Consider the following 23,073-nt stretch of genomic DNA (forward strand, 5'->3'; position numbering starts at 1 on the left):
GAGCGATTGAAACGCGCGGCGCCCGCTTGTGCACCCAACACGGCAAGATCAGGGCCAGCCGCTTTCCACGCTCCATTTGCATCGGTCGCGGGCACTGTGAATGCAATCCGAGCTGCAAGGCTGGGTTCGGCAGCAGATTGCGCAGAAACGAAAAAAGCTCCTATCCCCAGGAGCTTTTTGAAATTGGCGGAGAGAGTGGGATTCGAACCCACGGAAGGTTTAACCCTTCGCCGGTTTTCAAGACCGGTGCCTTAAACCGCTCGGCCATCTCTCCAATCGGGTCCCGGTCGCCCGGGCAGCGGCGTATTCTCGCACGTGAAGGGCGTTTGCCCAAGACCACCTTGCCCCTGCCCTTCGCATCCGGCACGGTGGGGGCCTTCACCGCACCCGGAGCCGCCATGGCCCATCTCGATCTGGCCAACCTGCGCACCTGCCTGCTGGACGATACCCAGCTGGCCGCTTTGGCCCTGCACCGCACCTTCGCCGGGCACCTGCCGGTCAGCAGCGGGCAGCTGGTGGTCTGCGATCCGCTGGTCCAGGCCGAGGCGCCTGCGCTGGCCGACTACACCGCCCCGCTGGGCCGGCACCCGGTCGAAATCATCGTGCACAGCGGCCGCCCGGCGTTGGCCGTGGTCTGGTTCACGCCCCGCGAAGCCCTCACTGCGTCTGCCCTGCACTGGCAGATGGCGCGCTGGACCACGCAGGACCTGACCGGCCTGGATGAGGACAGCTTCATCGGCTACCCGGTCGACGCCGGCATCGGTTGTTTCATGGATACCGACACCCAGCAGGCGCTGCTGGCCCTGATCGAACAGGCCGATGGCGACGAAGAGAGTGAATGGTCGGATGCACTGATCGACCACGATGGCCTGGACGAAGGCGCCGAGTACCGCCCCTGGGGGGAGGACTCGCCGCACGGCCTGGTGGTCTTCACCAGCGGCTGGGGCGACGGCGTCTATCCCAGCTACTGGGCGCTGGATACGTCCGGCATTCCGGTCGCCCTGGTCACCGATTTCCTGTGCATCGAGGGTGGCGATGGGCGCGACGAGCGCGAGATTGCCGACCAGGCCTATCGCGACAACCTGCCCGCTGCAGAAGCCGAGGCGCTGGCACGACTGGTGGCCGCCGTCGAACGAGACGACACGGAGGCATTGCAGGACCTGCTGAAGGATGCGCCGCAGCGCGCCAACCAGATCGAACCGGGCTGCGGCGGCACCGCCCTGTACGAGGCGATCCGCCTGGACCGCCCGCAGGCATTGCGGGTGCTGCTACAGGGCGGCGCATTGCCGGCGATGCCCGAGCGCCTGCACATGAGCAAGGTGACCAGCTATCTGGACTATGCGCGATTCCTGAAGAAGCCACGCAGCGCGGAGCTGATGGCCGTGCTGGAAGCGCCCGTCGTTGCGGCCGAACCGCCACCGGCCGCAGCGCAACGCCGCAGCTTCTGGGACCGGCTGTTCGGCCGGAACTGATCGGCGCCGGAATACAGCAACGCCGGGCATGGCCCGGCGCTACCTTCCTGCTTTCTCAGCCGGCATCCACCGCCAGCGCACCCAGTGCACTGGCCTTGATCCGCTCCTTGGCCTTTTCACAGGCGCCACCGCAATCCAGGCGCGAGGCCTCCAGCTGCGGCGGCAGATGCTCGGCCAGGAAGTCGATGAACACGCGCACCGCCGGCAGCAGGCCGCGGCGCGAGGCGAACACGGCGTGGCACACGCCCTGCGGCAGCGACCAGTCCGGCAGCACCACTTCCAGTTCGCCGTTGCGCACGGCGTCGGCGCACACGGTTTCCGGCAGCATGGTGATGCCGAAACCGTCCTTCACCATGCTCTGCAGCAGCGGGAAGTCGAAGCCGGCCACGCGCGGCTGCAGGTCGACCCGGCGCACTTCGCCTTCCGGGCCATGCAGCTCCCAGCGCTGGCGGGCTTCGTCTTCGCTGATACTGAGGGTGACGTGTTGGGTCAGCTCTTCCGGGTCCTTGGGGCGACCGGCGCGGTCCAGGTACTTCGGGCTGGCCACCAGCAATTCCTGCACCTGGCCGAAGCTGCGCATCACCAGGCTACCGTCATCGTCCAGGCGCGAACGCACGCGCAGGGCCACGTCGTAGCCTTCATTGATGATGTCCACGCGGCGGTTGCTGATGTTCAGCTGCAGCCGCACCTTCGGGTACTGCTCCAGGAACTTGGGCAGCAGCTTGGGCAGCTGCATCTGCGCCAGTGACACCGGCACGCTGGCGCGCACCACGCCGCGCGGTTCCGCACTGAGGCGGTCCACCACTTCGCGGGCGGCCTGGGCCTCGGCCAGCATCGTCTGCGCATGCCGGTGCACGCTGGTGCCGACGTCGGTGACCGCGAAACGGCGCGTGGAGCGCTGCAGCAGGCGCACGCCCAGGTCGGTTTCCAGCTGGCTGATGCGGCGGCTCAGTCGCGACTTGGGAATACCCAGCGCGCGCTCGGCAGCGGCGAATCCGCCGTGGTCGACCACCATCGCGAAGTAGTACAGATCATTCAGGTCATGCATGCCCGAGTTCCATATCTAGAACAATACGTGGCATTCAACCACCTTTATTCCGCCTTTGCAACAACCTATCGTTCTCTCCGTCGGCGGGGCACCCCCGCCCCTTCCTCCCAGAACATAGGTGACTGCCATGAAGCTTCTGCATCTCGACGCCAGCGTGCTTGGCGACAACTCCGTCTCGCGCCAGCTGTCGGCCGCCGTGGTCGCCCGTTTCACCGGCCAGATCGATGGCCTGCAGGTCGATTATCGCGATCTTGACGCCAATCCGGTACCGCACCTGCGCAGCAGCTCGCTGGCCAAGACCGACGCCGCTGAAGCGACCGATGCTGAACAGGTGATGCAGCAGTTCTTGGAGGCCGACATCGTGGTGATCGGCGCGCCGATGTACAACTTCAGCATCCCGTCCACGCTGAAGGCCTGGATCGACCGCGTGGCCGTGGCCGGCCGTACCTTCAAGTACACCGAGAACGGCCCGGTGGGCCTGGCCGGTGGCAAGCGGGTGATCATCGCCAGCAGCCGCGGCGGCATCTACACCGACTCGCCGGCCGACTTCCAGGAGCCGTTCCTGCGCCAGGTGTTCGCCTTCATGGGCATCAACGAGGTCGAGTTCGTGCGCGCCGAGGGCATCGCCTACTCGCCGCAGCACCGTGAGGACGCCATCGCCGGTGCGCTGGCAGCACTGCCGTCGCACGAAGCGGCCGAAGCCGTCGCTGCGTAACGCGTTCCAACGTACGGCGCCCCTCTCTCCTCGTCTGGGCGCTGAACGCGGGCCGGGATCCCCTCCCCCTCCCGGCCCACCCTGGCGGCCCCGCTCTGCGGGGCCGTTTTTTTGTGGCGTCCGGCCTGGGGTCTGCGCCATCCACGCATGGCGTGGATCTGCTGCACGCGTGCGTGGAATCCGTGCCATGCGCGGCGCTCACCAGAACGGTAGGCTGGGGCGATGGATTACATCGTGACGGCTGCGCACCGCAGCGAATTTCCGCACCCGATCACCCTTCGCCGCGGCCAGGCACTGGTAGTGGGCGAACGCTATGAAGGCCCGGAGGGCTGGGACGACTGGTTCCTGTGCGAGGCCGAGGGGCAGCAGCCCGGATTCGTGCCGGCGCCGGTGATCGGCCGCGATGCGCAGGGTGGCGCGTTTGCCACGCAGGATTACTGCGCGCGCGAACTGGATGTGGACCCCGGGCAGACGCTGCGCGGGATGCGCACGCTCAATGGCTGGGCATGGTGCGTGCCGGAGACCGGCGAACCGGGATGGGTGCCGCTGGAGAAGCTGCGCGCTGTGGAGTGATCACGGTGGTTCATCCACGCATGGCGTGGATCTACTGTGGCATCGGCGAATTCATGCCGGGCGCGTGCAACATCCTCCAGTAGATACACGCCATGCGTGGATGCGGTGCCATGCAAGCATGGCACCTACCCGGTCAGGGAATCAGGCGATGGTTTCCAGGCCGCCCATGTACGGGCGCAGGGCCTCCGGCACGGTGATGCTGCCGTCGGCGTTCTGGTAGTTCTCCATCACTGCGATCATCGCGCGGCCAACGGCCACGCCCGAGCCGTTCAGCGTGTGCACCAGCTCCGGCTTGCCGGTGGCCGGGTTGCGCCAGCGCGCCTGCATGCGGCGGGCCTGGAAATCGCCACAGTTCGAGCACGAGGAAATCTCGCGGTAGGTTTCCTGCGACGGCAGCCAGACTTCCAGGTCGTAGGTCTTCACTGCCGAGAAGCCCATGTCACCGGTGCACAGCAGCACCTTGCGGTACGGCAGGCCCAGCTTTTCCAGCACCACCTCGGCGCAGCGGGTCATGCGCTGGTGTTCGGCGTCGCTGTCTTCCGGGCGGCTGATCGAGACCAGCTCGACCTTCTCGAACTGGTGCTGGCGGATCATGCCGCGCACGTCGCGGCCACCGCTGCCGGCCTCGGCACGGAAGCACATCGAGTGCGCGGTCATGCGCAGCGGCAGGCGCTCGGCGTCCACGATCTCGTCGCGCACGATGTTGGTCAGCGGCACTTCCGAGGTCGGGATCAGGTACCGCGTGGAGTCACCCACGGCGGTCTTGAACAGGTCGTCCTCGAATTTCGGCAGCTGGCTGGTGCCGCGCAGCGAATCGGCGTTGACCAGCAGCGGCACGTTGGTTTCCTCGTAGCCGTGCTCGCCGGTGTGCAGGTCGACCATGAACTGGGCCAGGGCGCGGTGCAGGCGCGCGATCGGGCCGCGCAGGACGGTGAAGCGCGAACCGGACAGCTTGGCCGCGGTCTCGCCGTCCAGCCAGCCGTTGCGGGCGCCCAGTTCGACGTGGTCGAGCACCTTGAAATCGAACTGGCGCGGGGTACCCCAGCGCGCCTGCTCGACGTTGTCGTTCTCGTCGGCACCGGCCGGCACGTCATCGGCCGGCAGGTTCGGAATACCCATCGAGATCGCTTCGATCTTCTCGCGCAGTTCGTCCAGCGCCACTTCCGAGGCCTTCAACTCGTCGGCGAAGGCAGCGACCTCGGCCATGATCGCCGAGACGTCCTCGCCCTTGGCCTTGGCCTGGCCGATGGCCTTGGAGCGGCTGTTGCGCAGGCTCTGCAGTTCCTGGGTCCGCACCTGGATGCGCTTGCGATCCGCCTCCAAGGCCTCCAGGGCAGACACGTCGAGCTCGAAGCCGCGGCTGGTGCGCAGGCGTTCAGCGAGGTCGGCGGGCTGGTGGCGGAGCAGGGCTGGATCAAGCATGGCAGGTGTCGTGGTGGGTGTCAGGAACGGGATTATCGCCTGTTATACGGATTTCTGCCGCCCGGTTCATTCCCGCCGTGGCAGAATCGAGCCATTCCGTACTGGTCCGGTCCATGTCTGCACCCCGCTCGTCGTCCTCCAAGTCGTTCACTGTGCATATCCCGCGCAACGCCCTGAAGATCGCCGGCATCGCCTTCGGCGTGGGCGTGCTGCTGTTCGTACTGGTGTGGTTGACCGGTCGCGACAAGGAGTTCTTCCGCGCCGACCCGGCCACGCAGACCCCGCAGGAGACCGCGCAGGTCGAGCCGCTGCCCGAACCGCTGGCGGCGGCTGCCGGTTCCAGCGACATGCCTGATGCCAAGCCGGCCCCGGTGGAGGAAGACGCCCCGAAGCTGGTCGAAACCGCCCCGCCGCCGCCGGCGCCCATCGCTGAACCGGCCCCGGCCGCGCCGACCCCTGCGCCAGCCACCACCGGCAACAGCCAGCCGATGCCGATTGCCGGCCAGTCGCCGCCGCCGACCTACCCGGCAGCCGCCCTGCGCGCGGGCGAGACGGGCAGCGTGGTGGTACGCGTGGACGTGGATGCCACCGGCTATCCGAACAATGCCACCGTGATCCAGCGCAGCGGCTCACGCGAGCTCGACCGCGCCGCGACCGATGCCGTGCGGCGCTGGCGCTTCACCCCGGCGCAGAGCAACGGCCAGCCCGTACCGGGCAGCATTGAAGTGCCGTTCGACTTCAAGACCCAGTAACTGAACGTTTCCCGGCAGGCAAACTGAACCCTGCCAGTGACGTTGACGCAACGCTGACACTTGTCGCCGCCGCCCCGCGCAACACTCTGTCCGTCGTCCATTGACGGAAGGAGTTTGCGATGACCGCCACCACCCACGAAGACCTTCACTCGCCGCAGCTGCAGCAGGAATCCGGCCCGCAGCAGAGGACCACGTCGCCCTGGATGTGGATCGCGCTGATCGTGGCGATGTTTGCCGCCGCCCTGCTCTGGCTGCGTCACGCGAACCCGGAAGACGTAGCACCTGCACCGGTCGGCGAGCGCATGCTGCCCGCGCCCGAACAGGCGCCGGTGGCCGACACGCAGGTGCCCGCCGCCCGCCAGGCCGCGCCGGCCAGCGACCCGCGCCAGCCCGCTCCTGCCGTGCGCAATCGCGAGGCACGTCCGCTGGCGGGCAACATCAAGCCGACCTACCCCGCCGCCGCACTGCGCAATGGCGTCCAGGGCAGCGTGATCGCCAGCCTGAATGTCGATACCCGCGGCCAGGTCACCCGTGCAGCGATCGTTTCGCGCACCGGCGAGCGCAGCCGTGACCTGGATCGCGCGGTGTTGAGCGCCGTGCAGAACTGGAAGTTCCAGCCGGCGATGCATGAGGGCCGTGCAGTGGCCAGTGTGGTGCGGGTCCCGGTGGATTTCCGTACCGAGCAGCGTTGATCGCGGACGAGGGGTTCGTGATGTTTAGACGGAGGCTTCGGCCTCCGTCCTTTTATCTGGAGAGGCGTGCCAACCCAGGTTGGCACCTACCGGGCAATGCGATCCGCCGGGCATGGCCCGGCGGCCGCGATGCCGCTCAGGCCAGGTTGAACCCGGCGCTGCGGGCCAGGCCGTCGAAGTCCGGGAAGGAGGTGGCGACGTTGGCGATGTCGTTGATGCGCACTTCGCCCTCACTGATCTGTCCAGCAATGGCAAACGCCATGGCGATGCGATGATCACCGTGGCTTTCAATGGTGCCGCTGCCCAGGCGCACGCCGCCGTGCAGGGTGGCGCCGTCTTCGGTCTCGTCCACCTGCATGCCCAGCGCGCGCAGGCCAGTGGCCATCGCGGCAAGACGATCGGATTCCTTCACCCGCAGTTCGGCCGCGCCGCTGACCACGGTCTGGCCCTCGGCAGCGGCGGCGGCCACGAACAACGCCGGGAACTCGTCGATCATGTCCGGCACCAGTGCTTCGGGAATACGCGCGCCCTTCAGGGGGGCGTAGCGCACCACCAGATCGGCCACCGGCTCACCGCCCTGCTCGGCCGGATTCTCTTCGGTGATGTCCGCCCCCATCAGGCGCAGCGCGTGCAGCAGGCCGGTGCGGCGCGGGTTCAGGCCGACCTGCTTCAGGCGCAGCTCGGAACCGGGAATGATGCTGGCGGCGACCAGGTAGAACGCGGCCGAGGAAAAATCGGCCGGCACCACGATGTCGGTGGCGCGCAGGCGCTGGCCGCCCCGCAGGCGGGCCTTGCCCGGCGAGAACTCGATGTCCACGCCGAACGCGGACAGCATGCGCTCGGTGTAGTCGCGGGTCGGGTGTGGTTCCACCACGCGGGTTTCGCCCTGCGCGTACAGGCCGGCCAGCAGCACGGCCGACTTGATCTGTGCGCTGGCCACCGGCGAGGCGAAGTCGATGCCGTGCAGCGTCTGGCCACCATGCACGTGCAGCGGCGGTGTGCCGTCGTCCTGGGTATCGATCCTTGCGCCCATCTGCGACAGCGGGCCAGTGACGCGACGCATCGGGCGGCCGGACAGCGACTCGTCGCCGATCAGCGTGCAGTCGAACGCCTGCCCGGCCAGCAGGCCAGCCAGCAGCCGCATGCCGGTGCCGGCATTGCCGCAATCCAGCGGTGCATCCGGCGCCTTCAGGCCGTCGATGCCGACGCCATGCACGATGCGCTGCGACGGGCTGGGGGTTTCGATGCGCACCCCCAGCTGGCTGAAGATGCGCGCCGTCGCGCGGGTGTCCTCGCCTTCCAGGAAGCCCTCGATATGCGAAGTGCCATCGGCCAGTGCGGCGAACATCACCGAGCGGTGCGAGACCGACTTGTCGCCGGGAATGGTCAGGCTGCCCTGCAGCGGCTGGCCCTTGCGGGCGATCCAGTGTTGCGCGTTGCTCATCGTTCGATCATTCCGTAAACGCCGGCAACGCCGGCGATGCATCAGGGAGCGGCGGCCAGGACCACCGCAGCAGCACTCAGGGCACGGCCACCGGATAGGAGCCCAGCACCTTGATCTGTGCCGAGTGCGCTTCCAGTTCGGCCAGTGCCGCCTGCATCGGCGCGTCATCGATATGGCCGGCCAGGTCGATGAAGAAGCCGTACTCCCACTTGCCGTGGTGCGACGGCCGCGACTCGATGCGGTTCATGCTGATGCCATGGCGGGCGAACGGGCTGAGCACGTCGAACAGCGCACCGGGCTTGTCATGGATGAACACCAGCACGGACGTACGGTCGTGGCCGGAGGTCGGGAAGATGTTGCGGCCCACCACCAGGAAGCGGGTGGTGTTGTCGGCATCGTTCTGGATCGGCTTGGTGACCACCTTCTTCAGGCCATACACGTGGCCGGCGCTCTCGCCGCCGATGGCAGCCGCGTCGTCGGCGTTGCGCGCGCGACGCGCACCCTCGGCGTTGCTCGACACCGGGATCTTTTCGGCCTTCGGCAGGTTGGCGCGCAGCCAGGCCGAGGTTTGCATGAACGACTGCGGATGCGCGTAGATGCGCTCGATGTCCTCGATGCGGCCGCTGCGCGACATCAGGAACTGCTGCACGCGCAGTTCCACTTCGCCACAGATCTTCAGGTTGGAGGTCAGGAACATGTCCAGGGTGATCTGGATGGTGCCCTGCCCGGAATTTTCCACCGGCACCACGCCGAAATCGGCGTTGCCCGCTTCCACTTCCTGGAACACCTCTTCGATGCTGGCCATCGGCAGGCCCAGCGCCGAGCGGCCGAAGTGCTTGAGCACGGCCTGCTGGCTGAAGGTGCCTTCCGGGCCGAGGTAGCCGATCTTCAGCGGCTCCTGCTGGGCCAGGCAGGCCGACATGATCTCGCGATAGACATGCACCAGCAGCTCGTCGCTGAGCGGGCCTTCATTGCGGTCCACCACCATGCGCAGCACCTGCGCTTCGCGCTCGGGGCGGTAGTAGTCGACAGCGGCGGCGAGCTTGCCCTTGGCCTTGCCGACCTGGTGGGCGAAGCGCGCGCGCTCGGCGATCAGGCTCTGGATGTCACGGTCGATCTGGTCGATCTTCGAGCGCACATCGGCCAGCGCCAGCGGCGCCAGGGTCGGCGCCGGGTTCGAGGCGGCCTTGGCCTTGCCCTTCGCCTTGGTGGGCGCGCTGTCCTTGGCCGGTTCGGCCTTCTTCGGCGCCTTCTTGCTCGATTTGCTGCTTGCCATCGGAATTCCTTGTTGCGGGGCACGCACCCGACGGTGCGCGCCGTTCATTGCTCAACCGTGACGCTGCTGGAAATCGGCCATGAAGGCGACCAGCGCCTCGGCCCCGGCCAGCGGCATGGCGTTGTACAGCGAGGCACGGATGCCCCCGACCACCTTGTGCCCCTTCAGCGCCAGCAGGCCGGCGGCCTTGGCTTCGGCGACGAAACGGGCATCCAGTTCGGCATCGGGCAGGAAGAACGGGATGTTCATCCGCGAGCGTGCCGCATGCGCGACCTCGTTGCGGTAGAAGCCGCCGGAGCCATCGATGGCGCCGTACACCAGTGCCGCCTTGGCGGCATTGCGCCTGGCGAATTCGGCCACGCCGCCTTCGGCCAGCATCCACTTGAACACCAGGCCGGCCAGGTACCAGTTCCAGGTCGGCGGGGTGTTGAGCATCGAATCGCGGGCGACGTGCGAGCGGTAATCGAAGATGTCCGCGCGCGGCTGGCCAGTGCGCTCGAGCAGATCGCGGCGGACGATCATCACTGCGATGCCGACCGGACCCAGGTTCTTCTGCGCGCCGGCATAGATCACACCGTAGCGGCGTACATCCAGCGGCTCGCTGGCGATGGACGAGCTGAAGTCCGCCACCAGCGGCACATCGCCGGTATCCGGCACATCACGGAACTCGACGCCGTGGATGGTCTCGTTGGCGGTGATGTGTACATAGGCGGCGTCGGGCGAGAGCTGCCAGTCGGCGCGGGGCGGCAGCGTGCGGTAGCCGTCGGGCTCGCTGCTGGCGGCAATGTTGACGTCGACATAGACGCCGGCCTGCTTGACCGCAGTCTTTCCCCAATGGCCACTGACCACGTAGTCGGCGCGCTGGCCGGGGCGGGCGAAGTTGAGCGGGATCAGCGCCTGCTGGGTGGTGGCACCACCGGACAGGAACAGCACCGCGTAGTCGTCGGGGATATCGAGCAGGCGGCGCAGGTCGGCCTCGGCCTCGGCGGCCACGGACATGAATTCCGCGCCGCGATGGCTCATTTCCACGATCGAGGCACCACTACCGTGCCAGTCCAGCATTTCCGCCTGCGCCTGGCGCAGGACCGATTCCGGCAAGGTTGCAGGGCCGGCACTGAAGTTGAACGCGCGCGTCATGTCACACCTGTGGGGCAAGACCCCTAGTATGCCGCAGTGCACCAGCCTTGCGGCCTTGTGTGGCAAGGGAAATTTGGTTTCATTGGAATCCATCGGCCGCCAGCATGGCGCCGGTAGGCGCCGACCCTGGTCGGCGTACGCCGTCAGGCGTCATGGCCTCCTGGAGAGCGTGCCGACCAAGGTCGGCACCCACCAGAGCTGACCCTCCGGGTTCAGATCAGCGCGCGCCGAACCAGAGCAGCAGGCTGAGCAGTGCGGCCAGCAGCAGTGCACTGACCAGCAGCCACGGCCAGCGCCGGACCTTGCGAGGCGCAGCCGGCATCACTGGCGCCTGCTCGGCCTCGTGGCTGGCGTCGTCCTCGACCGGCTGCGACCGCCGGCGCGGGTCGTGCGGCACTTCCAGCACGAAACGGTGCTGGCCATCGAATACCACCTGGTCGCCGGCCTGCAGCCAGCAATGGCGCACGGCCACGCCATTGACGCGGGTGCCGTCGGCACTGCCGAGGTCGCGCAGCAGTACGCGCTCGCCGTGCACTTCCACCCGCGCATGCTGTTCGGCGAAAGCCGGATCGTCGATGGCGATGTCGGCGTCGTTGCCGCGGCCGATCAGGCGGGCCCGCGACAGGGTGAAACTGCGGCCATGGTGGAGTCCACCGACGCCGCGCAGCAGCCGCTGCTGCTCGTCGCTGCCGTCATCGTTGTTCGGCGTAGGCGCCTGCAGCAGGCTCTCGACCTCGCCCTGCAGGACCATCTCCACACCATCCACGTATACCGCATCGCCTGCACGCAACAGCGCCATCCGGCGCACCGGCCGACCGTTCACGTGGATGCCGCGGATACCGTTGCCGACCTGCAGCCAGAGGCCGCGATCGTCCATGCAGAACTGCGCCAGCAACAGCGCGCCGTGACCGGCATCGCCCAGCCGCACGCTGCCGTTGGCCTGGCGCACGATGCGCTGCACCCCGGGCCGCAGCGGCTGGTCGGGCTGTTGTTGTTGACTGAAGTGAACAAGCAGGTTCTGCACGCGGCGCAGCCTAGCAGGTTGGCCGCCAACGAAGAAGAACCTGCGATGAGTGCTTGGCGCGGGCGCCCCCGATGCGCACAATGCTCGCCCTCTCTGATCATCCCCGCCCAGCGCCAGGAGCCTGCATGTCCACCATCGATGTCCGCCACGCCCACGCCCTGCCCGACGCACAGGCGCGCGCCGCGATCGAACAGGTCGCCGCCAAGCTGTCCGAGCGCTTCGGCCTGAAGTCGTCCTGGACCGCCGATGTGCTGAACTTCTCCGGCAGCGGCGTGGACGGCGCGATCGAACTGCAGCCGGGCGCTGTGCGCGTGACCGCCAAGCTGGGCTTCCTGCTGTCGGCAATGAAGGGCATGGTCGAAGGCGAGATCCAGCGCGTGCTGAAGGAAAAGCTGGGCTGAATCCTGGCGGCGGCCATCACGGCCGTGCAACGCCACCGCGCGCTACTCTCGGGGAAGGCCCAACTCCCACGGGAAGTGTGATGAACCACTACGAGAACGACGACCGCCGCAACGACGACGCCTCTTTCGGTGACCAGGCCGAGCGCTTCTCGCGCAAGCTCAGCGACTCGGCGCAGCAGGTCTGGCTGGCCGGGCTGGGCGCCCTCGGCCGCGCCCAGGCCGAAGGCAGCCGCTTCTTTGATGGCCTGGTGAAGGAAGGCGAAGCCTGGGAAGCCCGCCGCCGTGAACGCAGCAGCGAACAGGGCCCTGGCTGGCGCGACAACGTGGAATCGTCCCTGGATGAAGCCCGCGAGAAGGCCTCGGGCACCTGGAACAAGGTCGAGAAGGCCTTCGATGACCAGGTGCAGGGCGTGCTCAAGCGGCTGCATGTGCCCACGGCCGACGAAGTCACCGCGCTGGAAGCCCGCATCGATGCCCTGCACGCGCGCCTGGCCAGGCTGGAAAACCGGGCAGCGTCGGGTACCGACGCCCCTGCACCGGGCAGCCATCAGTCGCCGGACAGCATTCCCTGAGCGCAATTGTTGCAATGCAATAAATTTTGATTGACAATCGCGAGCAACCCGCCAATCGCTTCGGCTGCCGTTTGTTCCCTCCCCTCACGGCTTCAGGATTGGCGGGTTTTTCGTGCCCGCCGTATACCGTTCTGCGTGCTCCATCACGCTTCCTGTCAGGAACATCCTGACCCAGCCGGGCACTGCGGCCTTTACACTGTCGTTCTCCGCTTTCGCCCCTTCCGCCCTACTCCTGCATGCTCCCCTGGATCCTGGCCCTGTTGTCGGCCCTGCTTACCTGTTCCCTGGCCGTGGTCTATCTGTGGTGGATCAAGCGGCGGCAGAAGGAGATGCAACTTGGCCTGCAGGCCCTGGCGGGGATGCACTGGCGCGAATTTTCGGTGCTCGTCAAGCGCATGCTGCGCGAGCAGCGTGGCCTGCGCGAGCTGGTCGATCCGGCCGAAGATGCCCGCGAGCCGAGCAGCGACTTCCTGCTCAGCGACGGTCCCAACCAGTGGCTGGTGTCATGCAAGCACGGCTTGGCCTACCGTATCGGCACTGCCGCAGTGAACGAACTGGGGGCGGCCGCGCGCCTGGCCGGTGCGAAAGGTGGCGTACTGCTCACGGAAGGCCGGATCGAGCGCGATGGCCGGGCAGCTGCCGAGAAGCAGGCGGTCGAGGTACTGGACGGCCCGCGCCTGTGGCCGCTGCTGCAGCCCTACCTGCCGGGTGACATTGAAATGCGTGTGCGCGCCACTGCCCGGCATGAAGCCCTGCGCCGCATCGCCATCGCCGGCCTGGGATCAATCACGCTGGGGCTGCTGGTCGGCCTGGGCCTGCAGGGCCTGCACGTGGACGACGCCGCACCCACTGACGACACATCGGTAGTGCCAGCGCCAGTGCCAACGCCGGCCCCTGCTCCGGCTGCTACCGCTGCACCTGCACCTGCACCTGCACCTGCACCTGCACCTGCACCTGCACCTGCACCTGCCCCCGGAGCATCCCCAAGCACGCCCGCCACCGCGACCTCGTCGCCGCAGGGTGTGGCCGCGCCGGCGGTCGACCCACGCAGCAATCCCAACCCGGATGCGGCCACCCTGGATCGCTACCAGGCCGATCTGGCCCGTGCGCTGGCTGGCAAGCCCGGCATCGCCAGCGGCGTCTGGCTGACCCGGCAGACGCTGGCGATCAACCGCACCGGCGAACTTGACGCCGTATGGCCGCTGGTCTGCGAGGAAGTGCTGCACTACCCCGCCCTGCGCAACGTGCGCATCCAGCTCAATGCCCGCCCCGGTGTGGACGAGCCGGTGCGCTGGCGGCAGTGCGCTACGTATTGATGGGGCAGCATCCACGCATGGCGTGGATCGACCGAAGGTTCTCACCCATCACGTAATCCCAACCGGGATTCAGTCGTTGCATGCCATGCGTGGATACGCCCTACCGAGCCCCCGGCGCGAAGCGCGCGACCAGGTCCCAGGCGTCGCCGAGGAACATCTGGCGCACGCGGGTGATCGGCTGTTCGCCACGCCAGGTCAGGCGTTCGATCACCAGGCAGGCGGTACCGGGCTTCACGTCCAGCAGCCTGGCGGTAGCAGTGTCCGCACCCCAGGCGCTGATGCGGTGCTGGGCGCGGGTCCACGATACGTTCTGCAGCAGCCAGCTGCCCGGCGCTGTGGTAGTGAAATCGACCTCCAGCACCTCGGGCACCCCCACCGGGCTGATCAGCCGATGCTCCAGCGCCAGCGGGCGGCCGTCGGCCAGATGCAGGCAGCGCATCGCCAGCAGTTTCTCGCGGCCCGCCAGCTCTACCTCGCCGGCATTGCCGGGATCAGCCAAGCGCAGTTCCCGTTGCAGCAGGCGATAGGCGTACTGATGGCCGCGCGAACCGACCTCCATCGCAATGTCGGGAATCTCCAGCGCCACCTGTTCCAGGTGCGGGGGCTGACGCGCCACGAAGGAACCCGCACGACGGCGGCGCTCGATCATGCCGCTCTCGGCCAGTGCGGTCAGCACCTTGTTCACCGTCATCCGCGAGCAACCGTACTGCTCCATCAGCTCGTGCTCGTACGGTATGCGGAAGCCCGGCGCCCACTCTCCGCTGAGGATGCGGCTTTCCAGATCGCTGCGGATGCGCTGGTTGAGCGTGGCGGACTTGCTGGCCTTCACGTGATGGGGTCTCGGTGTCGGGAGGCGATCAGGCCAGCACGCCACGCAGGGCGGCGGCGAAGGCGCTGGTGATCGCCTCGCGCTGCAGGTGGCGGCCTTCGGCCACGCATTGACGGCCATGGCGCCAGACCGATCGCAGCGCGCCATTACGTGCGGCGAACACCCAGCTGTCAAGCCATGCGTCATCCTGTCGCGCCTGCAGCGCCGGGTGCGCGGCATCCAGTTCGACCAGATCGGCACTGGCGCCGACCTGCAGGCCAGCGGCCACGCCCAGCGCCTGTGCGCCACCGTGCAATGCACCTTCGAACAGGAAGCGGCCGCTGCTGCGGGTGGCATCCGGCGCCAGCACGTTGCGCCCGCGCAGGGCCAGGCGCTGGCCGTACTCGAGCAGGCGCAGTTCTTCAGCTGCATCGATCAGCACATTGGAATCGGAACCGACGCCGAAGCGCCCGCCCTCGCGCGCGAACGCCTGCATCGGGAACAGGCCGTCACCCAGGTTGGCTTCGGTGATCGGGCACAGCCCGGCCACGGCCTGGCTGGCCACGATGGCCGCGCGCTCGTCATCGGTGATGTGGGTGGCATGCACCAGGCACCACCGTGCATCGACCGGCGCATGGTCGTACAGCCACTGCACCGGGCGCTGGCCGCTCCAGGCCAGGCAGGCCTCGACTTCGCGCAGCTGCTCGGCGATATGGATGTGCACCGGGCCGTCAGCCAGCGGCAGCAGCGCGCACAGTTCCTCGCCGGTGACCGCGCGCAGGCTGTGCGGTGCGATGCCAAGCACCGCGTCGGGAAGCACGGCCAATGCCGGCTTTGCGGCGTCCAGCAGTTGTGCGAAGCCCTCCACGTCGTGGATCAGGCGACGCTGTGCGGGATTCGGTGCCGCGCCGCCGAAATCGGCATGCGCGTAGAACACCGGCAACAGGGTCAGGCCGATGCCGGTCTGCTCGGCTGCCGCCGCGATCCGTGCGCTCATTTCGGCGCGGTTGGCATAGGCGTGGCCCTCGGCATCGTGGTGCAGGTAATGGAATTCGCCGACGCGGGTGAAGCCACTTTCCAGCATTTCCATATAGGCCTGGGCGGCGATGGCCTGCACCGCGTCCGGGCGCAGATGGGCGAGGAAGCGGTACATCAGCTCGCGCCAGCTCCAGAAGCTGTCACCGTCACCGCCGCCGATCTCGGTCAGGCCGGCCATGCCACGCTGAAACGCGTGGCTGTGCAGGTTGGGCAGGCCCGGCACCAGGATGCCGACCTGGGTGTCGCCGTGCTGGGCGCCGTGCCCCGCGCTGATCGCCGCGATGCGGCCATCCTGCACCTGCAGGCGGACATCACGGGCCCAGCCGTCGGCCAGCAGGGCGTGGGCGGCATGGAAGCAGTGCGGGGAACGCGAATCGGACATGGCTGGACAACCCGAAATGGACGCCTATATTGTATAGACATATAAGCACAGCCGCGTTGTGGATGCCATGCACGTCGATACCCTCTGGTCCAACGTCCACCTGATCACCCTCGAGGGTGAAGGGCTGGGTGTCATCCGCGATGGCGTGCTCGCCTGCGCCGACGGCCGCATCGTCCACGTCGGCCCGGCAGGTAGCGGTGGCCATCTGCAACCGACCACCCGCATCGACGGCGAAGGCCGCTGGATCTCGCCGGGCCTGATCGACTGCCACACCCACCTGGTCTACGCCGGCAACCGCGCCAACGAATTCGAGCAGCGCCTGCAGGGCGTCAGCTATGCCGAGATCGCCCGTGCCGGCGGCGGCATCGTCTCCACCGTGCGCGCCACCCGCGCTGCCACCCCGGAACAGCTGGCCGCCGAAAGCCGGCCGCGCCTGCTGGCGATGCGCGCCGAAGGCGTGACCACGATCGAAATCAAGTCCGGCTACGGCCTCACCCTGCCCGACGAGCGCAAGCAGCTGCAGGTGGCGCGTGCGCTGGGCGAGGAATGCCGGGTCAACGTGGTGACCACCTTCCTCGGCGCACACGCGGTTCCGCCAGGCCGCGAAGCGCAGGAATACACCGACGAGGTCTGCAACGTGATGATCCCGGCCATCGCCGCCGAAGGCCTGGCCGAAGCGGTGGACGTGTTCTGCGAGAACATCGCCTTCTCGCCGGCGCAGGCGCGGCAGGTCTTCGAAGCAGCGCGCGCCAACGGGCTGGCGGTGAAGATCCACGCCGAGCAGCTGAGCAACCAGCACGGCGCCGAACTGGCGGCCAGCGTCGGCGCACTGTCGGCCGACCATATCGAACATCTGGACGATGCCGGCATCGCCGCGATGGCCGCCGCCGGCACTGTCGCCGTGCTGCTGCCCGGTGCCTTCTATTTCACCCGCGATACCACCTTGCCGCCGATCGCCGCGCTGCGTGCGGCCGGCGTGCCGCTGGCGCTGGCCACGGACAGCAACCCGGGCACCTCGCCGCTGACCAGCCCGCTGCTGGCGATGAACATGGGCGCCACCCTGTTCCGCCTGACCGTGGATGAGTGCATTGCCGGCTTCACCCGTGAAGCGGCGCGCGCACTGGGCCATGGCGAGCGCATCGGCCGCCTGGCCGTGGGCCTGGACTGCGACCTGGCGATCTGGGACATCGACGCGCCCGCCGACCTGGTCTATCGCATTGGATTCAACCCGCTGCACGCGCGCGTGGTGCGCGGGCAGCCCGACCTGCCTGCCTCCTGGAGCAACACATGAGCAACACCCTGGTTCTTCGCCCCGGCCATGTCACGCTTGCCCAGTGGCGGCAGGTCTATCGCGGTGCGCCGCTCGCGCTCGACCCGGCCGCGCTGCCGGTGGTGCGCGCCAGTGCTGCGACGGTCGCCGCCATCGTCGCCAAGGGCGCGCCGGTGTATGGCATCAACACCGGCTTCGGCAAGCTGGCCAGCGTGCGCATCGAGCGCGAGGACCTGGCTACCCTGCAGCGGAACATCGTGCTCTCGCATGCCGCCGGCGTGGGCGAGCCGATGCCGGCCAGCGTGGTGCGCCTGATGATGGCGCTGAAGCTGGTCAGCCTGGCGCAGGGTGCGTCGGGCATCCGCGAGGAAACGCTGCTGCTGCTGGAAGCGATGCTGGTCAAGGGCGTGCTGCCGGTGGTACCCGCGCAGGGCTCGGTGGGTGCCTCGGGCGACCTGGCGCCGCTCTCGCACCTGGCCAGCGTGATGCTGGGCGTAGGCGAAGCCTTCATCGGTGACGAGCGCGTGCCGGCGGTCGATGCGCTGGCACGTGCCGGCCTGCAGCCGATCGAACTGGGCGCGAAGGAAGGCCTGGCGCTGCTCAACGGCACCCAGTTCTCCACCGCGTATGCGTTGGCCGGCCTGTTCGAGATCGAGACCGTGTTCCAGGCCGCGCTGATCACCGGTGCGCTGTCGGTGGAAGCAGCCAAGGGCTCCGACACGCCGTTCGACCCCCGCATCCACGCCATCCGCGGCCAGCGCGGGCAGATCGCTACCGCCGCGACGCTGCGCGCGCTGATGCAGGGCTCGGAGATCCGCGAATCGCACCGCGACAACGATGTGCGCGTGCAGGACCCGTACTGCCTGCGCTGCCAGCCGCAGGTGATGGGCGCGGCGCTGGACATCCTGCGCCAGGCCGCGACCACGCTGGAAATCGAAGCCAACGGCGTCTCCGACAATCCGCTGGTGTTCACCGATACCGGTGAAGCGCTGTCCGGCGGCAACTTCCATGCCGAGCCGGTGGCCTTCGCGGCCGACATGCTGGCGATGGCGGTGTGCGAGATCGGTTCGATCAGCGAGCGCCGCCTGGCGATGCTGGTCGACCCGGCGCTGTCCGGCCTGCCGGCGTTCCTGACCCCGCGCCCGGGACTGAATTCCGGCTTCATGATTCCGCAGGTGACTGCCGCAGCGCTGGTCTCGGAAAACAAGCAGCGGGCCTACCCGGCCAGCGTTGATTCGATCCCGACATCGGCCAACCAGGAAGACCACGTCTCGATGGCCGCGCACGGTGCACGCCGCCTGATGCAGATGGCCGAGAACGCCGCCAACGTGATCGGCATCGAGCTGCTGGCCGCCGCACAGGGCTGCGACTTCCACGACCCGCTGCGCTCCAGTGCCGCGCTGGAAGCCGTGCGCGCCACCCTGCGTGCACAGGTGCCGACGCTGGAGGAAGACCGCTACTTCCATCCCGACATGGTGACCGCTACGAACCTGGTGCGCAGTGGCGCACTGGCGCAGGGCCTGGCCGAGCTCCTGCCGACCGTGGAACCGCAGGCATGAACGCCCATCCCGACTGGCTGACGGTGCACGAGGGCGATGCGCCGTTGATCGTCAGCTTCCCGCATACCGGCAGCGAGCTGCCGCACGACCTGATCGGCGACTACCACTCGCCGTGGCTGGCGCGCCGCGACGCCGACTGGTGGGTGCATGAGCTGTACGACTTCGTGCGTGGCATGGGCGCGACCACGGTGCGCTCGGCGATCTCGCGTTCGGTGATCGACCTCAACCGCGATCCCAGCGGCGTGTCGCTGTATCCGGGCCAGAACACCACCGGCCTGTGCCCGCTGACCACCTTCGACAACCAGCCGCTGTACCACGCCGGGCGCGAGCCGGACGAGGCCGAAATCGCGCGCCGCCGCGACACGTATTTCCTGCCCTACCACGACGCCCTGGCTGCGCAGATCGCGCGCCTGCGTGCGCGCCACGGCACCGTGGTGGTGTACGACGCGCATTCGATCCGCTCGCACATCCCGCACCTGTTCGACGGTGAGCTGCCGCAGTTCAACCTGGGCACCGCCGGCCCCTCGGGTGCGCCGGACACGTCCTGCGACAACACCTTGAGCGACGTGGTGGAGAACCTGCTGAAAATCAGCGGCATGAGCCAGGTGCGCAACGGCCGCTTCAAGGGCGGCTGGATCACCCGCCACTACAGCAACATCGCCGGCGGCGTGCACAGCCTGCAGATGGAGCTGGCCTGCCGTGGCTACATGCACGAACCGCTGCCGGACCAGGTGGATGAACACAGCTGGCCCACCCCGCTCGACCCCGACCACGCCGCACCGCTGCGCCACACCCTGGCGCAGGTGCTCAACGCCTGCCTTGAATTCGCTACGAACCGGAGCGCCGCATGACCCGCAACGACCCGTCCCGCACCATTGCCGCGCCGACCGGCACCACGCTCAACGCCAAAAGCTGGCTGACCGAGGCACCGCTGCGCATGCTGATGAACAACCTGCACCCGGACGTGGCCGAGCGCCCGCAGGAGCTGGTGGTGTACGGCGGTATCGGGCGTGCCGCGCGCGACTGGGAGAGCTTCGATGCCATCGTCGAAACGCTCAAGCGCCTGGACGACGACCAGACCCTGCTGGTGCAGTCCGGCAAGCCGGTGGGCGTGTTCCGCACCCACGCCGATGCACCGCGCGTGCTGATCGCCAATTCCAACCTGGTGCCGCGCTGGGCCAACTGGGACCACTTCAACGAACTGGATAAGAAGGGCCTGGCCATGTACGGCCAGATGACCGCCGGCAGCTGGATCTACATCGGCGCGCAGGGCATCGTGCAGGGCACCTACGAGACCTTCGTGGAAATGGGGCGCCAGCACTTCGGTGGCGACCTGACCGGCAAGTGGCTGTTCACTGGCGGCCTCGGCGGCATGGGTGGCGCACAGCCGCTGGCCGCGGTGATGGCCGGCGCCTCCTGCCTGGCCGTCGAGTGCCGCAAGAGCAGCATCGACATGCGCCTGCGCACCGGTTACCTGGACACCTGGACCGACAATCTGGACGAAGCGCTGCGCCTGATCGACGAGTCGTGCAAGGCCGGCACGCCGAAATCGGTGGGCCTGCTCGGCAACGTCGCCGATGTGTTGGCTGAGTTGCTGGCGCGCGGCATCAAGCCGGACCTGCTGACCGACCAGACCTCCGCGCACGACCCGGTGAACGGCTACCTGCCGCAGGGCTGGACGGTCGAACAGTGGGATGAGAAGCGTGTCTCTGCACCGAAGGAAGTGGAAAAGGCGGCGCGTGCGTCGATGGCCAACCACATCCGCGCCATGCTCGGCTTCCACGCGCTCGGCGTGCCGACCGTGGACTACGGCAACAACCTGCGGCAGATGGCGCTGGAGGAAGGCGTGGCCAATGCCTTCGACTTCCCCGGTTTCGTGCCGGCCTATATCCGCCCGTTGTTCTGCCGCGGCATCGGCCCGTTCCGCTGGGCTGCGCTGAGCGGCGACCCGGAAGACATCGCCAAGACCGATGCCAAAGTGAAGGAACTGATTCCGGACAACCCGCACCTGCACCGCTGGCTGGACATGGCGGCCGAGAAGATCAAGTTCCAGGGCCTGCCGGCGCGCATCTGCTGGGTCGGCCTGGGTGACCGACACCGCCTGGGCCTGGCCTTCAACGAGATGGTGGCCAACGGCGAACTGAAGGCGCCGGTGGTGATCGGCCGTGACCACCTGGACAGCGGCAGTGTGGCGTCGCCGAACCGCGAAACCGAAGCGATGGCCGATGGTTCCGATGCGGTGTCCGACTGGCCGCTGCTGAACGCCCTGCTCAACACCGCCAGCGGCGCGACCTGGGTGTCGCTGCACCATGGCGGTGGCGTGGGCATGGGCTTCTCGCAGCACGCCGGCATGGTGATCGTCTGCGACGGCACCGAGGCGGCGGCCAAGCGCATTGGCCGCGTGCTGTGGAACGACCCGGCCACCGGCGTGATGCGCCATGCCGATGCTGGCTATGAAATCGCGATCAACTGCGCGAAGGAAAAGGGACTGGATCTGCCCGGAATCCTCGGCTGATCTCAGGGCGGCTGGCACTACCGGGAACGTGTGGTAGTGCCGGCCGCTGGCCGGCACCGCACGCTGCGTTGCCCGTGCAGCCGAGCATGGGCGCGACTGCAGATGCTTGACCCAGCCTCCGCCGCTGACCAACATGCGCCATCACCGCTGATGGATCGCCGCGATGTACCGCACCTTTGTTGCTGCATTGCTCTGCGCCCTCTTCGTCGTTCCGATCGCTTCGGCGCGTGGCCTCACCCCCGACCTCTCCACTCAGCTCGACGCCCAGCTGCAGGCCAACCGCGAACGCTACGGCATCGCCGGCCAGGCGGTACTGGTCGCACACGACGGCCAGGTGCTGTACCAGGGCGCCAGCGGTGAACGTGATCCCGCCACCCATGCGCCCGCCACCGTCGATTCCATCTTCGCCGCGCAGTCGATGGCCAAGCTGCTGACCAGCACGCTGGTGATGCAATTGGTCGATCAGGGCAAGCTGGATCTGGATGCACCCGCCAGCCGCTATGTTCCGGACCTGCCAACCGCATGGCAGGCGATCCGCGTACGCGACTTTCTCAACCACAGCTCCGGAATCGCCGAGTACTACGACCGCGTGGACAACCGCTGGGTCAGCAAGGGCTATGCCGGAGTAGCCCCCGATCTTGCCGCTGCGTTGAAGGTAGCCGCCGCGGCACCGATGCAGTTCGCCACCGGCAGCCGCGTGCAGTACACCCAGGCCAACTACCTGGTGCTGACCGCCTTGCTTGAAGCGCATTACCGCAGGCCCTACCCGGCCATCGCACGCGAACGCATCCTGCAGCCGTTGAAGATGGCCAGCACCTCGTGGGGTGTCGCGAGCGTGCCAGCCCAGCGCGCGGCCGTGCCGTACATCGGCAAGGATGGCCAGCTCCAACCGGCCAACGAAGACCCGTGGCCGGACTACGGCTGGGGCCATGCCGATCTGCAGACCAGCGTGGGCGACATGAACCGTTTCCTGCAGGCGCTGGCGACCGGCAGGCTGCTGCGCACGGCGACCCTGGAAAAACTCTGGCAGCCGCAGAAACTGAGCGGTGGCGGCAGCAATTTCTTCTCCACTGGCTGGGACACCACCCGCAGCGACGGCTACACCCAGGTCGGCCACGATGGGGGCACCCGCGTCAGGGCGCGGCTGGCCTACAAGGACACGCTGGCCAGCGGTTATTGGGTGTTCGTGTACCTGACCAACGGCAGTGCCCGCAACGTCTGGTCCAGCACGCTGGCGGAGAGCACGATGGCTGTGGCTGCGCCGAAGACGTTTCCGCATGCGGTGCTGTCCGAACGTTTGATCGCTTACGCGCTGGATGATGACGCAGCCGCTGCGCAGGCGATGCGCGCCTGGTTGCGCGACGACAGCCGGGTGACGGGCGACGGGTTGGAACGTGCGATCAACGCCGGTGGTTATGCCATCCGCGAGAGTCTGGGGGCCGGCAGGGCGCTGAAGGTGTTCACGCTCAACACCGAGCTGTATCCGGATTCGGCCAACGCGTGGGACAGCCTGGCCGAATGCCATGCGGCATTGGGTGAGAAGGAAACTGCCGAGCGGCTGTATGCGAAGTCGAGGACGCTTGCGAAGCCTTCGCGATAGCCCGTTCTGTAGAGCCGCGCCCATGCTCGGCTGCTCTTCGTCGCGATGGCAGACAAC

General features: G+C 67.8%; 21 protein-coding genes and 1 tRNA gene. 13 read left to right on the plus strand and 9 right to left on the minus strand.

What is annotated here, in order from left to right; all coding sequences use genetic code 11:
- Positions 1 to 184 precede the first annotated feature (184 nt).
- A tRNA-Ser gene (locus AC5P9I_RS00170) sits at positions 185 to 274 on the minus strand.
- Between the two features lie 124 nt (positions 275 to 398).
- Here AC5P9I_RS00170 and AC5P9I_RS00175 point away from each other — a divergent pair.
- Positions 399 to 1,472: a DUF4241 domain-containing protein gene (locus AC5P9I_RS00175; protein WP_049471395.1), complete on the plus strand. Its 1,074-nt coding sequence runs from the start codon at positions 399 to 401 to the stop codon at positions 1,470 to 1,472.
- A gap of 55 nt (positions 1,473 to 1,527) precedes the next feature.
- On the opposite strand, the gene AC5P9I_RS00180 is transcribed toward AC5P9I_RS00175, so the two are convergent.
- Entirely contained in the window at positions 1,528 to 2,520 is a 993-nt protein-coding gene (locus tag AC5P9I_RS00180; RefSeq protein WP_005410175.1) for a LysR family transcriptional regulator, read from the minus strand.
- A gap of 127 nt (positions 2,521 to 2,647) precedes the next feature.
- Here AC5P9I_RS00180 and AC5P9I_RS00185 point away from each other — a divergent pair, with 127 nt between their 5' ends.
- Positions 2,648 to 3,235 (plus strand): FMN-dependent NADH-azoreductase, encoded by a 588-nt coding sequence (locus tag AC5P9I_RS00185; protein WP_049471397.1) that lies wholly within the window; start codon positions 2,648 to 2,650, stop codon positions 3,233 to 3,235.
- Between the two features lie 222 nt (positions 3,236 to 3,457).
- Positions 3,458 to 3,808, plus strand: coding sequence for an SH3 domain-containing protein (locus tag AC5P9I_RS00190; RefSeq protein WP_049471399.1), 351 nt, complete (start codon positions 3,458 to 3,460; stop codon positions 3,806 to 3,808).
- 141 nt (positions 3,809 to 3,949) lie between these two features.
- Here AC5P9I_RS00190 and serS read toward each other — a convergent pair whose 3' ends face one another.
- Positions 3,950 to 5,230, minus strand: coding sequence for a serine--tRNA ligase (serS, locus tag AC5P9I_RS00195; protein WP_049471400.1), 1,281 nt, complete (start codon positions 5,228 to 5,230; stop codon positions 3,950 to 3,952).
- Between the two features lie 113 nt (positions 5,231 to 5,343).
- On the opposite strand from serS, the gene AC5P9I_RS00200 reads away from it, so the two are divergent.
- Complete coding sequence (locus AC5P9I_RS00200) at positions 5,344 to 5,982, plus strand: energy transducer TonB (protein ID WP_130767898.1); 639 nt, start codon at positions 5,344 to 5,346, stop codon at positions 5,980 to 5,982.
- A 119-nt stretch (positions 5,983 to 6,101) separates the two neighbouring features.
- The gene (locus tag AC5P9I_RS00205) at positions 6,102 to 6,674 is read left to right on the plus strand and encodes an energy transducer TonB (protein WP_088475937.1); all 573 of its coding nucleotides are present in this window, start codon (positions 6,102 to 6,104) and stop codon (positions 6,672 to 6,674) included.
- A 136-nt stretch (positions 6,675 to 6,810) separates the two neighbouring features.
- Here the strand turns inward: AC5P9I_RS00205 and aroA are convergent, their stop codons facing one another.
- From aroA to AC5P9I_RS00225, 4 genes are all read right to left on the minus strand, one after another.
- Positions 6,811 to 8,118 carry a 3-phosphoshikimate 1-carboxyvinyltransferase gene (gene aroA, locus AC5P9I_RS00210; RefSeq protein ID WP_049471405.1) on the minus strand — a complete coding sequence of 436 codons (1,308 nt, stop codon included), beginning with the start codon at positions 8,116 to 8,118 and terminating at the stop codon, positions 6,811 to 6,813.
- 76 nt (positions 8,119 to 8,194) lie between these two features.
- Positions 8,195 to 9,394 (minus strand): prephenate dehydratase, encoded by a 1,200-nt coding sequence (gene pheA / locus AC5P9I_RS00215; protein WP_049471406.1) that lies wholly within the window; start codon positions 9,392 to 9,394, stop codon positions 8,195 to 8,197.
- A gap of 51 nt (positions 9,395 to 9,445) precedes the next feature.
- Entirely contained in the window at positions 9,446 to 10,531 is a 1,086-nt protein-coding gene (serC, locus tag AC5P9I_RS00220) for a 3-phosphoserine/phosphohydroxythreonine transaminase (RefSeq protein WP_049471408.1), read from the minus strand.
- A 217-nt stretch (positions 10,532 to 10,748) separates the two neighbouring features.
- Positions 10,749 to 11,555, minus strand: a complete 807-nt coding sequence (locus tag AC5P9I_RS00225) for an FHA domain-containing protein (RefSeq protein WP_049471410.1) — start codon at positions 11,553 to 11,555, stop codon at positions 10,749 to 10,751.
- 125 nt (positions 11,556 to 11,680) lie between these two features.
- Between AC5P9I_RS00225 and AC5P9I_RS00230 the strand changes: the two genes are divergently transcribed.
- The 3 genes from AC5P9I_RS00230 (at position 11,681) to AC5P9I_RS00240 (ending at position 13,844) form a co-directional block, all read left to right on the plus strand.
- A complete protein-coding gene (locus AC5P9I_RS00230; protein WP_005417302.1) occupies positions 11,681 to 11,956 on the plus strand; it encodes a polyhydroxyalkanoic acid system family protein in 276 nt (91 codons plus the stop codon).
- 80 nt (positions 11,957 to 12,036) lie between these two features.
- Positions 12,037 to 12,528 (plus strand): phasin family protein, encoded by a 492-nt coding sequence (locus tag AC5P9I_RS00235; protein WP_049471412.1) that lies wholly within the window; start codon positions 12,037 to 12,039, stop codon positions 12,526 to 12,528.
- A gap of 236 nt (positions 12,529 to 12,764) precedes the next feature.
- On the plus strand, positions 12,765 to 13,844 hold the full coding sequence (locus AC5P9I_RS00240; protein WP_130767897.1) for a restriction endonuclease: 1,080 nt from the start codon (positions 12,765 to 12,767) through the stop codon (positions 13,842 to 13,844).
- Between the two features lie 100 nt (positions 13,845 to 13,944).
- On the opposite strand, the gene hutC is transcribed toward AC5P9I_RS00240, so the two are convergent.
- Together hutC and AC5P9I_RS00250 are read right to left on the minus strand one after the other, a co-directional pair.
- Positions 13,945 to 14,673 (minus strand): histidine utilization transcriptional repressor HutC, encoded by a 729-nt coding sequence (gene hutC, locus AC5P9I_RS00245; RefSeq protein WP_049468988.1) that lies wholly within the window; start codon positions 14,671 to 14,673, stop codon positions 13,945 to 13,947.
- Between the two features lie 28 nt (positions 14,674 to 14,701).
- Complete coding sequence (locus AC5P9I_RS00250; protein WP_049468991.1) at positions 14,702 to 16,072, minus strand: formimidoylglutamate deiminase; 1,371 nt, start codon at positions 16,070 to 16,072, stop codon at positions 14,702 to 14,704.
- 67 nt (positions 16,073 to 16,139) lie between these two features.
- Here AC5P9I_RS00250 and hutI point away from each other — a divergent pair, with 67 nt between their 5' ends.
- The 5 genes from hutI (at position 16,140) to AC5P9I_RS00275 (ending at position 23,016) form a co-directional block, all read left to right on the plus strand.
- A complete protein-coding gene (gene hutI, locus AC5P9I_RS00255; RefSeq protein WP_049468993.1) occupies positions 16,140 to 17,363 on the plus strand; it encodes an imidazolonepropionase in 1,224 nt (407 codons plus the stop codon).
- Positions 17,360 to 18,901 carry a histidine ammonia-lyase gene (gene hutH, locus AC5P9I_RS00260; RefSeq protein WP_187758920.1) on the plus strand — a complete coding sequence of 514 codons (1,542 nt, stop codon included), beginning with the start codon at positions 17,360 to 17,362 and terminating at the stop codon, positions 18,899 to 18,901. The genes hutI and hutH overlap by 4 nt, the downstream gene beginning before the upstream one ends.
- A complete protein-coding gene (hutG, locus tag AC5P9I_RS00265; protein ID WP_064238817.1) occupies positions 18,898 to 19,752 on the plus strand; it encodes an N-formylglutamate deformylase in 855 nt (284 codons plus the stop codon). The genes hutH and hutG overlap by 4 nt, the downstream gene beginning before the upstream one ends.
- Positions 19,749 to 21,416 carry a urocanate hydratase gene (gene hutU / locus AC5P9I_RS00270; RefSeq protein ID WP_049468999.1) on the plus strand — a complete coding sequence of 556 codons (1,668 nt, stop codon included), beginning with the start codon at positions 19,749 to 19,751 and terminating at the stop codon, positions 21,414 to 21,416. Before hutG ends, hutU begins: the two co-directional genes overlap by 4 nt.
- A 163-nt stretch (positions 21,417 to 21,579) precedes the next feature.
- Complete coding sequence (locus AC5P9I_RS00275; RefSeq protein ID WP_495217329.1) at positions 21,580 to 23,016, plus strand: serine hydrolase domain-containing protein; 1,437 nt, start codon at positions 21,580 to 21,582, stop codon at positions 23,014 to 23,016.
- The last annotated feature ends 57 nt before the right edge of the window (positions 23,017 to 23,073 follow it).

The sequence above is a fragment of the Stenotrophomonas sp. YJH_SMC_29 genome (assembly GCF_059371235.1).